The 12,574-nt window shown below is 68.0% G+C and carries 9 protein-coding genes and 1 pseudogene; 7 read left to right on the forward strand and 3 right to left on the reverse strand.

The window, feature by feature from the left end:
• Positions 1-265: 265 nt before the first annotated feature.
• Positions 266-2,341: a SpoIIE family protein phosphatase gene (locus ACFVXE_RS28900; protein WP_389675518.1), complete on the forward strand. Its 2,076-nt coding sequence runs from the start codon at positions 266-268 to the stop codon at positions 2,339-2,341.
• A 492-nt stretch (positions 2,342-2,833) separates the two neighbouring features.
• Here the strand turns inward: ACFVXE_RS28900 and ACFVXE_RS28905 are convergent, their stop codons facing one another.
• On the reverse strand, positions 2,834-3,592 hold the full coding sequence (locus tag ACFVXE_RS28905) for a GntR family transcriptional regulator (RefSeq protein ID WP_389675520.1): 759 nt from the start codon (positions 3,590-3,592) through the stop codon (positions 2,834-2,836).
• Between the two features lie 100 nt (positions 3,593-3,692).
• Between ACFVXE_RS28905 and ACFVXE_RS28910 the strand changes: the two genes are divergently transcribed.
• The 3 genes from ACFVXE_RS28910 (at position 3,693) to ACFVXE_RS28920 (ending at position 7,810) form a co-directional block, all read left to right on the forward strand.
• Positions 3,693-5,087: an MFS transporter gene (locus tag ACFVXE_RS28910; RefSeq protein ID WP_389675521.1), complete on the forward strand. Its 1,395-nt coding sequence runs from the start codon at positions 3,693-3,695 to the stop codon at positions 5,085-5,087.
• 78 nt (positions 5,088-5,165) lie between these two features.
• The gene (gene manD / locus ACFVXE_RS28915) at positions 5,166-6,374 is read left to right on the forward strand and encodes a D-mannonate dehydratase ManD (protein WP_389675523.1); all 1,209 of its coding nucleotides are present in this window, start codon (positions 5,166-5,168) and stop codon (positions 6,372-6,374) included.
• Positions 6,371-7,810, forward strand: coding sequence for a mannitol dehydrogenase family protein (locus tag ACFVXE_RS28920; RefSeq protein ID WP_389675525.1), 1,440 nt, complete (start codon positions 6,371-6,373; stop codon positions 7,808-7,810). The genes manD and ACFVXE_RS28920 overlap by 4 nt, the downstream gene beginning before the upstream one ends.
• A 247-nt stretch (positions 7,811-8,057) precedes the next feature.
• Here ACFVXE_RS28920 and ACFVXE_RS28925 read toward each other — a convergent pair whose 3' ends face one another.
• Positions 8,058-8,756: an alpha/beta fold hydrolase gene (locus ACFVXE_RS28925; RefSeq protein ID WP_389675526.1), complete on the reverse strand. Its 699-nt coding sequence runs from the start codon at positions 8,754-8,756 to the stop codon at positions 8,058-8,060.
• Between the two features lie 252 nt (positions 8,757-9,008).
• Between ACFVXE_RS28925 and ACFVXE_RS28930 the strand changes: the two genes are divergently transcribed.
• The 3 genes and pseudogenes from ACFVXE_RS28930 (at position 9,009) to ACFVXE_RS28940 (ending at position 11,623) form a co-directional block, all read left to right on the forward strand.
• The gene (locus ACFVXE_RS28930; RefSeq protein ID WP_389675528.1) at positions 9,009-9,755 is read left to right on the forward strand and encodes an AraC family transcriptional regulator; all 747 of its coding nucleotides are present in this window, start codon (positions 9,009-9,011) and stop codon (positions 9,753-9,755) included.
• Between the two features lie 69 nt (positions 9,756-9,824).
• Positions 9,825-9,947 (forward strand): annotated as a pseudogene (locus tag ACFVXE_RS28935) (IS200/IS605 family accessory protein TnpB-related protein); the annotation flags it as partial.
• 776 nt (positions 9,948-10,723) lie between these two features.
• Entirely contained in the window at positions 10,724-11,623 is a 900-nt protein-coding gene (locus ACFVXE_RS28940) for a hypothetical protein (protein WP_389675530.1), read from the forward strand.
• A 219-nt stretch (positions 11,624-11,842) separates the two neighbouring features.
• Here the strand turns inward: ACFVXE_RS28940 and ACFVXE_RS28945 are convergent, their stop codons facing one another.
• Positions 11,843-12,352 carry a GNAT family N-acetyltransferase gene (locus ACFVXE_RS28945; protein WP_389675532.1) on the reverse strand — a complete coding sequence of 170 codons (510 nt, stop codon included), beginning with the start codon at positions 12,350-12,352 and terminating at the stop codon, positions 11,843-11,845.
• Positions 12,353-12,574 lie beyond the last annotated feature (222 nt).

Here is a 12,574-nt window from a genome sequence, read left to right on the forward strand (position 1 = left end):
CCGTCATCCAGCAGGCAGGGCCGTTCCCGCACAAGACGGTCCCGGACCACATCGCCACGATTCCGCTGCCGACCGGCATTACTTACTGTGCCTCGCTGCTCACACCCGGCGACCCGCACTTCCTCGCCCGGCGCTGTGCGTCGTCGGTCGTCTCAGGAGACTATGGAAGCACCAGAGCAGAAAGGCACGAAAAACATCCCAGCGCTGCAGCTTTAGGGCCTGCGCTGGGGGCACGTCGCCCTGGCAGGTGGAAGGAGCACCTGGGATGAGTGAAGCGGGAACTTTCAGCGCCGACAGCGACTCGTCCGACCTCCGGCTGGAGCTGCCGAGCGGGGTGCTGGATACGCTCGGCGTGGCGGTGGTGGCGCTGGATGCGGCCGGGCGGTTCGTGTTGTGGGGCCCGCAGGCCGAGGAGCTGTTCGGCTACTCCGCGCAGGAAGTACTGGGCCGGCACGCGGCTCAACTGTTGGTCCATGACCCGTACATGGACCTGGTGGCCGGTAAGTGCGAGCAGATGATGGAGACCGGCCAGAGCTGGGCCGGGCTCATTCCCGTCCGGAACAAGGACGGCAGTACGCGGCTGGTGGAATTCCGCTACAACCGTCTGCCGGACAAGCAGGGCGACTTCTACGCTCTGGGCATCGCCACCGATGCGTCGACGCTGCGTAAGGTGGAGCAGGACTTGGCGTTGTCCACGCAGCTGATCGCCCAGTCGCCGGTCGCGCTGGAGGTTCTGGACACCGATCTGCGTTATGTGGCCGTCAATCCGGCGATGGAACGGATACACGGCCTGTCTGCCGAGGACCACCTCGGCCGGGGCTTCCGCGAGGTCCTGCCCTCCGCCAGTGTCGACGCGTCCGAGGCGGCAGTCAGAGAAGTGCTCGAGACCGGCCGCCCTCAGGTTGACAGGTACACCATCGGCCGCACCCCGGCCGACCCTGACAACGATCATGCCTGGTCTGTCTCCGTCTACCGATTGGAGGATCCAGGCGGTCAGGTTCTTGGTGTCGCCACATCGGTGGTGGATGTCACCGATCGGCACGGCGCAATCACAGCGGCGGCCCAGGCCCGGCAGCGCCTGGCCCAGATCGCCGAGGGCTCCGCCCGTATCGGTACCACCTTGGACATGAACCAGACCGCCCGCGAGCTTGCTGACGTCGCAGTCCCCGAGCTCGCCGACATCGCGGTCGTCGACGTACTCGACTCCGCCCTGGACGATCGCCGCCCCGCGACACCCGACAGCGGCCCGGCGCTCTTTCGCACCCTCGCCGTGAAGGCCGCCTACCTCGCCGAGGCGACCGGAGCCGCCGGCACGGCCGACCAACGGGTCAGCTACGACGCCGACCAACTGCCCACCCAGTGCGTACGGACCGGTCAGCCGATCATGGTGACTCGCGTGGACGAGTGGGATCTGGCGCGCATCGCCCGTGACGCCGGAGCCGCCGCTGTCCTGGCCAGTGTCGGCATCCATTCATATCTCGCGATACCGCTGGCCGCCCAGGGCCGGGCACTCGGCGTCCTGGGGCTGATGCGCGGCCGTAATCAGCTGCCCTTCAACGCGGACGACGTCACCCTGGCCGGTGAGCTCGCCGGCCGAACTGCAGTGTCCCTCGACAACGCGCGCCTGTACCAAAGCGTCCGCAACACTGCGGTGACGCTCCAGCGCAGCCTGCTGCCCCAGCCGACGCCACCCGAGAGTCTGGAGGTCGCCACCCGCTACCAACCCGCCGGAACCTCTACCGAGGTCGGTGGCGACTGGTTCGACGTCATCCCCCTCGCGGAGGACAAGACCGCGCTCGTGGTGGGTGACGTGATGGGCAGCGGCATCGATGCGGCCGCCACGATGGGGCGCCTGCGCACCGCCACCGCGACCCTGGCCGACCTCGACCTCCCGCCCGCCCAGGTGCTGCAACGCCTCGACAAGATCACCGCCGGTCTGGACCCCTACATCGCCACCTGCATCTACGCCGAATACGACCCGCACAGCGACCGGTGCCGAATCGCCGTAGCCGGACACCTGCCCCCCGCACTGACGCCTGCAGGTGGTCCCCCCGCACTGCTCGACCTACCATCTGGTGCACCGCTCGGGGTCGGCGGCGTCCCCTTCGAAACGACCACCGTTCCCTTGCACCCCGGCGATCAACTGGTCCTCTACACCGACGGCTTGGTCGAAACACGCCGCGACGCCATAGACGAACGCCTCGGCCTCCTCCTCCGCGTACTCGACGCCCACGACCTTTCCCTGGAGGAAACCTGCGACCGGCTCCTGGAAACGCTGTGTGATCCGGACGACCACGACGACGTGTCCGTACTCATCGCCCGACCGAGACCGCGGCCCTGACTCACTGCGTACGTCGGTCGGCCGGGGACAACACTTGCTGTGCTCCAGCGCTCACTTGACGGCGTGAACCGAACCGTTGCTCGGGTCGGCAGTGTCGCCTCAGATCAACTTCCTTTCCCTCTATCACTGTTCCTCCGGTCTCCTGTCTCCCAGGTCCTCCCGGACCTGGTCCATCTCCCCAGGTGTCACACACCGTCAACGCACCCGCGGCACGCCACCAGCGCGTACACCTGGCCAAGCCCTACCAGGGTGTGCTCGCCCCCGGTATTCAGTCCGCCGACTGGCTCTCGCGGGTCCGAGGGGCAACGAAACTTTCCACAACCCGTGCGTGGCACCCGAGCACTTCCGAGCCACCACGCCCACCACCTGCCGTCGTAGCCCCCGGGCACCGGCACCACTCCCCTGCTCACAAGCACTTCCGCCGGCTGCCCCATGCAGCCACCGTCGCCATGGCGCAGCTTCCTCGGGCGTGTGGCAGCCGGCAGGGGCAGCTCAGCCTGCATCGGGGGTGCGTGTCCCGCGACGTGTGTCACGGCGCGGCCGGACCGGGGTGTCCGTGTCGCTGAAGAGTTCCGGGTGCTGTGCCCGGATGGTCTCCACGTCGGTGAAGACCTGACGCAGATGGCCCCGCAGGGCCTGGTCGGCCCCGTGCGGATCGTGCTGTTCGAGCTGATCAACCACGGCGGTGTGCTGGCTGATCAGTAGGGAGAGTTGCTGAGTGAGCGGCAGGGACAGGCGTCGCGCCCGGTCGAGCTGGGCCTTGGCCTGGCTCACGACCGGCCAAGCCTCGGCGTGTCCGCCGGCGGCCATGAGCCGGGCGTGGAACTGCTCGTCCAGTCGGAAGAACGCCTCAGGGTCCTCTCGCTGCTCGGCCTCGGTCTGGGCGACCAGCAGGGCTCTGAGTTCAGCCACGTCATGCGCGGTCGCCTTGGTCACACCGTCGCGCAGGGCCGCGCATTCGAGTGCCTCGCGAATGAACTGTGCGGAGGCGATGTCGCGTTCGCGGATGCGGGAGACGAAGGTCCCCAGCTGCGGGTAGACGTCGACGAGTCCCTCCTCCCCGAGCAGGATCAGGCTCTCCCGCACGGGGGTCCGGCTGACGCCGAGTTCGGCCGCGAGGTCGTTCTCCGACAGGGCGGCCCCGGGCTCCAGGTCGAGACTGATGATCCGCGAGCGCAGCAGCTCATGGACCAGTTGCCGGGTGTTGCGGCCCCGGGCACGCGCGGCGTGCAGTCCTTGGGCGGATGTCATCCGGGCTCTCCTCTACCTTGACGAGCTCAACTGAAGTACTTGTATGGTAGTCGACACCCAGGGGACTTGGGTAGCGTTTGGACTGCAAGGAGGCAGCCTTATGAGCGGACACGACAGCGCCGCGCCGGTGGCGTCGACACCACCGAAGGAGCTGCGGCGCACCGTCGGAGCATCCGTCGTCGGCACCGTTGCCGAGTACTACGACTTCTTCATCTACGGCACCGCGTCCGCTCTCGCCTTCAACGAGGTCTTCTTTCCGGAGGTCGATTCGGCGGTGGGCACGCTCGCCGCCTTCTCGACCTACGCCGTCGGGTTCTTCGCCCGCCCGCTGGGCGGTCTGGTCTGGGGCCACATCGGCGACCGGATCGGCCGCAAGAAGGCCCTGGTCTTCACCCTGCTGCTCACCGGCCTCGGCACCTTCGCCGTCGGACTTCTGCCGACGTACAACCAGATAGGCATCTGGGCCGCGGTCATCCTGGTGCTGGTGCGCCTCATCCAGGGCTTCGGCGTCGGCGGCGAGCAGGGCGGCGCCGTTCTGCTCACCGCGGAGGCCGCCCCGCCCGCCAGGCGGGGCTTCTACGCCAGCTTCGTCCAGCTCGGCTCCCCGGCGGCCTACCTCATCCCCACAGGGCTGTTCGCCCTGCTCACCACCCGGCTGTCCGACGAGGCGTTCCTGGCGTGGGGCTGGCGGATCCCCTTCCTGCTCAGCGCACTGGTCGTGATCATCGGTCTGATCATCCGCCTGCGGATCAACGAGTCCGACACCTTCAAGGCCGCGAAGGACACGCAGGCGGCCCAGACCGCGCCGGTGAAGCTACTGCTGCGGAACAACCGCCGCGAGGTGTTCGGCGGGCTGTTCACCAAGTTCGTCGAGGCCGCGGTCTTCCCCTTCTACACCGTCTTCCTCGTCGCCTATGCCAAGGACCAGGGCGTCGACTCCGGCATGGTGCTCAATTCGGTCCTGATCGCGGTCGGCGCCGAGCTGGTCATGATCCCGCTGCTCGGCCGGCTCACCGACCGTGTCGGCAGGCGCCCGGTCTACCTGGCCGCAGCCGTGCTCAACCTGCTGCTGGTCGTACCCGCCTTCAAGGCGATCCAGACCGGCAACATGGCCGTGATCGTGCTGCTGCTGACCGCCGGCCTCGCCCTCGGCCATGCGGGCACCTACGCCCCGCAGGCCTCGTACTTCCCCGAACTCTTCCCCTCCGTCGCCCGCTACAGCGGCATCTCGATCGTCTGGCAGTTCGGCTCGATGCTCGCCAGCGGCCCCTTCACGGTGGTGGCCACCGCGCTGCTGCTGGCCGGCGACGGCTCGTTCACCTGGGTCGCCGTGTACGTCGCTGCCCTCATCGCGGTCAGCATCGTGGCCCTGTGCTTCATGCCGGAGACCGCGCCCGGCCGCCGCGGCGGCCAGGAGTACGCGCACTGGCCGATGGCCGCTCACGAAACCACGGCGAGCGAGGCGACCGCGCCGATCGGCGCCGGGCGTCCCTGACCGACAGTTCAGCACCACGCCGCGCCGCCGGCACCCCGCAGGAAGTCGGCGGCGCGGCACAGCAGAGGAGCAGCACCCATGGCCACCATCACCGCGGCAAAGGTCATCATCACCTCGCCGGGCCGCAACTTCGTCACCCTGAAGATCACCACATCGGACGGCGTGACCGGTCTCGGCGACGCCACCTTGAACGGCCGCGAACTCGCCGTCGCCTCATACCTCCAGGACCATCTGGTCCCGCTGCTCATAGGCCGCGATGCCGACCGCATCGAGGACATGTGGCAGTACCTCTACAAGGGGGCTTACTGGCGCCGCGGCCCCGTGACGATGACCGCGATCGCAGCCGTGGACATCGCGCTCTGGGACATCAAGGGCAAAGTTGCCGGTATGCCGGTGTACGACCTGCTGGGGGGTCGCGCTCGTGACGCCGCCATGGTCTACGGCCATGCGAGCGGCGGAAGCGTCGCCGAACTGCTCGATGACGTGGCCCGCTTCCGCGAGCTCGGCTACCAGGCGATCCGGGCGCAGGCCGCCGTCCCCGGCTCCCCGGGCAGCTACGGCGTGCGCCACGGCGCGATCTACGAACCCGCGGCCACCTCCCTGCCCGAGGAACAGCTGTGGTCGACCGAGGCGTACCTCGACTTCGCTCCGGGCTACCTCACCGAGGTTCGGGAGAAGTTCGGCTTCGACTTCCATCTGCTGCACGATGTGCACCACCGGCTGACCCCCACCGAAGCCGGTCGGCTGGGCCGTCGGCTCGAGGACCTTCGGATGTTCTGGATGGAGGATCCGACGCCCGCCGAACTGCAGGAGTCGTTCCGCCAGATCCGCCAGGCCACCACCACACCGATCGCCGTCGGTGAGGTCTTCAACTCCATCTGGGACTGCCAGCAGCTCATCACCGAGCGCCTCATCGACTACATCCGCGTCTCGGTGTCCCATGCCGGTGGCATCACCCACCTGCGGCGCATCTTCAACCTCGCCGAGCTGTACCAGGTGCGCACCGGCTCGCACGGCGCCACCGACCTCTCGCCGGTGAGCCTCTCCGCCGCCGTGCACCTCGACGTGACCGTGCCGAACTTCGGCATCCAGGAGTACATGGAGCACTCCCCGCTCACCCACGAGGTCTTCCACACCTCGTACGAGTTCCACGAGGGTGCCCTCCACCCCTCCCCCGTCCCGGGCCTCGGCGTCGAACTCGACGAGGAGGCGGCCGCCCGCTTCCCGTACAACCCCAAGTACCTGCCGGTGGGCCGCAGGACGGACGGATCGGTGCACGACTGGTGACCAGCCACGAGCGACTCTCCCGCAAGACCCTTGGCGTCCTCCCGCCCAAGGGCCGACCGGCAATCGACCCGGACACACTGCGCCCGCGGATCGTGCACCTGGGCATCGGCGCATTCCACCGCGCCCACCAGGCCGTCTACACCGAAACGGCCGAGGCCCGGCACAGCGCCGGGTGGGGCATCGTCGGAGTCTCGCAGCGCAGCCGCACCGTCGTGGACGCGCTGCGTCCCCAGGACGGGCTCTACTCGCTGACGCTGCGCGAGCCCGACGGCCCGCGGACCCGTGTGGTCGGCTCGGTCACCGGCGTACTCCACGCGACCGACGACGGCGAGCGACTCAAGGGACTGATCGCCTCGCCTGACGTCACCGTCATCACCACCACGGTGACCGAGAAGGGCTACCGGCGGGACCCTGTCGGCGGCGGGCTGGCCCTGACGGACCCCCAGGTGCTCAGCGACCTGGCCGGCGCGCCGGTCCCGGCCACCGTGGTCGGACAGCTGGCCACCGGACTGCGCGCGCGCCGTCACACGGGCACCCCACTCTCCATCGCTCCCTGCGACAACATGGCCGACAACGGCCAGGTCGTACGGCGTCTGGTGCTCGACTTCGTCGCCGCGACCTCGTGGAGCGACCGCGACCGCCTCCTGGAGTGGATCGACTCCTCGATCGCCTTCCCCTCCACCGTCGTCGACCGCATCGTGCCCGCAACCACCGCGGCGGACCTGCACGCCGCCGAAGCCGCGCTCGGCCTGCGGGACGAAGGGGCAGTGGTCGGTGAGCCCTTCACCCAGTGGGTGCTCCAGGACGCCTTCGCCGCCGACCGGCCACGTTGGGAGTCCGCCGGCGCACAGCTGGTCGCCGACGTCGCCCCGTACCAGTTGATGAAGCTCCGGCTACTCAACGGCTCACACTCGCTCCTCGCCTATCTGGGCCTGGCCCAGGGGTGCCGGACCGTGGCCGACGTCATGGACACCCCGTGGGGAGAGCCGATCGTGCGGGCATACGCCACAGAGGTCGCCCAGAGCCTGACCTCGGCAGCGGACCTCGACGTCCCCATGTACGTCGACAGCCTGCTGGTCCGTTTTCGCAACCACGCGATGCACCACCGGACCGAGCAGATCGCGATGGACGGTTCGCTCAAGATCCCGGAGCGATGGCTGGCACCCTTGCGGGACTTGCGGACCGCGGGTCACGACACCCCCGTACTGGCGACGGCCCTCGCCGCGTGGGCCCGATACACCCGGGACGAGCGGATCGATGATCCGGCAGCCGACAGACTGCGGCAGGCCTGGCAGGGCCATCGGGCCGACGCAGTACGCGAGTTGCTCCACATCCTCGGCGCCCCGGAGCTCGCGGACGACACACCGTTGGTGGCGGAGATCGACGCTCGGCTCCACGCCCAGGACCAGGGGAGCGAGGCAGGGCTCAGCTACTGACCCTGGCGCAGTCCACAACCTGAGCGGTCCGGCTGATCCTGCGCCGGCGGCCGGGCCACTCCCCCGCAAGGCCCCGGACGATGAACAACCCCCAGACCACTGGCCTGGGGGTTGTTCAGTAAGGACTGCGTCCGCATTCGCGAGGGAAATTCACCCGGCCGGGCATCGTCCCCGCCCCACTACCGGCAATTACAATGCGCACGCCCGACACTGCAACACGTGGACCTGCAATACGCCTGTGTGGCCCTCAATGGCAGGCCTGTCGTTGTGAGTCGATGCATTCGCCGAGCAATAGTGCAGCAACCGCCTCCGGGGCCTCATGCATTGCGTCGTGGCCGGTCGGGAGGTCGTGGACCTGCCACTCGGGATCGGCCTGGAGTCGGGTGCGGAGTTCAGCGAACGGCGTCCGGTCCTCCCACCCCGAGCAGTAGATGAACTCCCGACGAGGGACCTGGGCGAGCGCGCCGGTGAGCCGGATCTTTTGCAAGAACGAGGCGAGCGGATGGGGGCGGCGGCGGGGATCGCCACCGTCCGGCGGTCGGACGGCGTAGCCGGTGGCCGCAGCGCCAGCAGCAGCCACTTCCCGGAAGTACTCGTTTGTTGACGACCACCACGACTCGCCATCGCGTGGTACGAAGGCGTCGAGATGCACCAGTCGCGAGATCCGGCCGTCAGCGCGATCGGCGGCGGCGGCGATCACCATCCCGGCGTAGCTGTGGCCGACCAGCGTCGCGCTGTTGGTGTGGGTGCGATCGAGGAGCCGCAGTACGTCGTCGGCGTGCGTGTCGAGGTTGGCGGTCGCGACCGTCGCCTTGTCGTCGTCCGGCCGCAGACCGGTCAGGGTCAGGGCCTGAACGGCATGACCGGCACGCTCCAGCAGCGGAACCACCGCCTCATACGACCAGGAGCCCTTCCAACCGCCAGGTACGAGGACGAACGTCTCCATACGCTTCTCCTTCTCTCTCAAGCCGCGGCATCGAGGTACGCCGCCTCGACGACATGTGGTTCGGTCGGGCACTCCGCGCGACTGAAGACCAGTCCACATGGAGGGAGTCTCGCCAGTTCACGGTGCGGCTTGCTACCGCTACGATGCCAACTGATGCCTGCTCGCCGCCAACCTCGCCAGACCACCGGTGTGACCTCACATATGTGGCCGTCCGGCGGGCGCCACCTGTGGCCGTCCGGCGAAACGAGCGCGGTGCAGTCACACGCACGGGGACACCTGGTATACGCGGCCAGCGGCGTCCTGGCAGTTCACACCGAGCGCGGCACGTCGATCGTTCCCGCCAACCGGGTCGCCTGGACCCCCGCCGGGTTCACGCACTACCACCGCGCCCACGGCGACACCGATATGCGGATCGTCTTTCTCGTGCCATCTCTCGCCCGGCTCATGCCGGACCGCCCCGCGGTGTTCCTGGCCTCCGACCTCGCCCGCGAGGTCCTGCTCGCCCTGACCGGTCCCCGCAACTACGATGACGCCGCGCCTGGTTACAGCCGCTCCGCGCGCTCTCGTCTCCTTCGAGTCCTCGTCGATGAACTCCGCGAAGCACGCGAACAGCCACTGCACCTGCCGGAGCCACGGGACGACCGGCTGCAAGCCATTGCCCGGATGCTGTACGAGACACCGGCAGACAGCACCACGCTGGCCGAACTCGGGAAGACGGTCGGAGCCAGCACCCGCACCCTCAGCCGCCTGTTCCGCGACGAACTCGGCATGACCTTCTATGAGTGGCGCACGCAGCTACGCGTCTACCACGCGCTCGTGCTCCTCGCCGACGGCCACGACACCACCCAAACCGCCTACGCCTGCGGATGGGCCAACCCCAGCAGCTTCATCGCAGCATTCACCAACATCATCGGAACGACCCCGGGCCGCTACCGAACCAGTCGCCAGACCACCGCCCACGCATCTCCACTCCCGACAGTGGTCAACTCCTCGGAGTGATTCGTACTCGCACCCGGGCCGATGTGGTCCGCGATCGAACAGGAGATGCCCCCCGCTTGGCTCCCGATTCCCGCACAAATACCGCGGCGGGACCTCAGCGGCTCGGCAGACCACCGCGACGCACAACTGCGCCACACATTGAGCCAGTTGCCGCACTGGGCCACCCGGACCGGCGTGACCGCGATCGCGGTCGCTCGAGATGGGGCGCCGAGGCAACGGGCCTCACTCACGCTCAGTTCTCAGCAATGGGCGAGATGACCCGCGCCGCTGGGATCCGGACGGACTCTCCGCGCGAGGTCCTCCAGGCCGACGTTCCTGTTCACGTTCGCCCGCGACACCGCGGCCAGTGACCTGGTCCCCGAGAAGACGGACTCGCGCTACGGAGCCTCCGCCGTCCCGTTCGCTCTCGCGATCGCCGTGTTCGCAGTGGGCCGCTTAGGGCCTTTCGTTTGGATCAGGCTGGGCTCGCGGGATCTGGCACCGCACCTCGCCGCGTTGTCGTCGGTCGTCAGGGCTCCGCCATGACTCCCTCCTCCGCCTTGCGATGCACGGCACCAGACCCCGCTCCCTGATCCAGCCTGATCCAAACGAAAGGCCCTAGCGCTCGACCTGGATTGCCATGTGAATCTTCTTGGTTGCGTACATCCCTCACCCGTTCGCCGGGCGCCTCGACGGGTGACTGACTCTCCCAACTGACCGGCGACGGCGACGGCCTGGGAACCGGGGTGACCCACCACCCTTGCCCTGGGCATCTGGCCTGCCGGTGACCCGTACGGATGACAGACAGCCGGAACGGACCGCATAACACAGAGCGCGAGTCCGTTCACGCCCTCAGGATGGATTCAGGTCACCGTAGGCAGGGTCGGACACCGACGCGGCCGCCGTACGCGGCCACCCCACCGTCTTCACGGAATGCTCGCCTCCTGGCAAGCACCCCGTGGCATTGCAGGAACAGGAGCGTCCGCACCGTGGAGAAATCCGAACTCCTCACCCGCCTCGAGGTCACCGAGGCCGGGAAAAACCTGGTGAAGAAACTGCCGGAGGTCACCCTGGCCTTCTGGATCACGAAGATCGCGGCGACCACCCTGGGTGAGACAGCGGGTGACCTGTTCGCCCAGACGCTGAAGCTGGGCTACTTCCTCACCACGATCGCGCTGTTCCTGATCTTCGTAGTGACGCTGGTCGTCCAGCTCCGCTCGCGGCGCTACAACCCCTTCTTCTACTGGACCGTCATCCTGTCGACCAGCATGGCCGGCACGACGATGTCCGACTTCATGAACCGTGACGCCAGCGCCAAATTCCTCTCGAACGGCGCCAAATCGCTCGGTTGGGGCCCGCAGGGGCTGGGCCTCGGCTACCCCGAGGGTGCCGCGATCCTCATCTCGATCCTGGTTGCCGTCTTCATCGTGTGGAAGCTGACCGGAATGACCTTCGTGATCCGCGACATCGTCACCTTCCGCGGCGAAGCCCTGTTCTGGTCGGCGATCCTTGTCTCCAACACCCTCGGCACCTCGATGGGCGACTTCCTCTCCGACAGCTCCGGTCTCGGCTACGCAGGCGGCGCCGCCCTCGTGACCGGCGCCCTGTTGGTACTCCTCATCCTCATGCCGGTCCCCGCGGTACCCAACGTGCTGTTGTTCTGGATCGCGTTCGTCCTCACCCGCCCCCTCGGAGCCACCGCCGGTGACTTTCTCACCAAGCCGGTCGCCAAGGGCGGCCTGAACCTGGGCACCGTGGGTTCATCGGGCGTCCTGCTCGCGACCCTGCTCGGGCTGATGGCGTACGCCCACATCCAGGAGAACAAGGAGCGCGCCGCGCTACCCGACCTCGTAGCCGAGCCGAAGCAGATCACCCACCGAGCAGGCTGACCAAGAAGAGAGCACCCCGCCTCTTTTCCAGAACGACGACTGCACCTGGCCCTTCGGGTGGTCACCGAGGTCGACGCAGCCGCCACCGACCCGTCCGACAAGGGCTCCGCCCGGGATCACCGCAGCACAACGGACGAGGACGAGACCCACATCCGGGCCGCCGTGGACCGGCTCCTGTACTGCGAGATCTCGCCCGGCGGCACCTGCAACCCATGGTCATCAGACCAGATCCGTTCGTGGATCCATGACCCAGTGGTTGGTCTTCAGGACCTGGCCGGCGAAGGTCACGCTCGCCTCTGACACGAACCGGAACCCGACCGAGCGACAGATGCCGTTCGACGCTGCGTTGCTCGTTGCCGGAAAGGCATGCACGATGTCCCAACGGTCTTCGTCTCGGGCCTGCTGCAGAAGGGTGCGGACCGCACGTTTGCCCAGCCCCTGCCCTTGGAAGTCAGGCAGAACCATCCAGCCGATCTCAGAGATCGGTCCGTCGTCGGTGTCGTGGGACCAGATGGTCACCGTCCCTGCCACCAGGTCGGGGGTGGCCGGATCCGGAACGATCATTTTCAACCATGCAAGGTCAGCTGCTGCCTGCCGGGCATCCCGCCGGACTTTGTCCGCCATCCCCTCACGCGGCAGCGGTCCGCCGAGGTCGGCCATCATCGCGGGATCGCATCGCATCCGGACATAGGCATCGACATCGCCCGGCGAGACGTTGCGCAGCTGCATCGACTCCTCCTCGTTCCATCGGGGATGGTCCCACGGACCAAGAAGAGGATCACCAGCGTAATGGGGTTGATGGGGCGCTTGGGGGCCGGCTCTGACCGAGGTTCCACGAATCCGCAGGTGGTGAGGGAACTCCGACCTGCGTCCGGGGGCGGCAGGAAGGGGCCGGGCTATGGGCTGCCCCGCAAATGATCTTCAGGGTGTGACGCCTGGTTCAGACGCGCG

The organism is Streptomyces sp. NPDC058231 (assembly GCF_042882275.1).
In the GTDB taxonomy this organism is placed as follows: domain Bacteria; phylum Actinomycetota; class Actinomycetes; order Streptomycetales; family Streptomycetaceae; genus Streptomyces.

Excerpts from the sequence above, each read along its gene's own strand:
- ACFVXE_RS28910 (WP_389675521.1), top strand. The coding sequence starts at position 3,693 with ATGAGCGGACACGACAGCGCCGCGCCGGTGGCGTCGACACCACCGAAG.
- manD (WP_389675523.1), top strand. The coding sequence starts at position 5,166 with ATGGCCACCATCACCGCGGCAAAGGTCATCATCACCTCGCCGGGCCGC.
- ACFVXE_RS28905 (WP_389675520.1), bottom strand. The coding sequence starts at position 3,592 with ATGACATCCGCCCAAGGACTGCACGCCGCGCGTGCCCGGGGCCGCAAC.
- ACFVXE_RS28925 (WP_389675526.1), bottom strand. The coding sequence starts at position 8,756 with ATGGAGACGTTCGTCCTCGTACCTGGCGGTTGGAAGGGCTCCTGGTCG.
- ACFVXE_RS28900 (WP_389675518.1), top strand. The coding sequence starts at position 266 with ATGAGTGAAGCGGGAACTTTCAGCGCCGACAGCGACTCGTCCGACCTC.
- ACFVXE_RS28945 (WP_389675532.1), bottom strand. The coding sequence starts at position 12,352 with ATGCAGCTGCGCAACGTCTCGCCGGGCGATGTCGATGCCTATGTCCGG.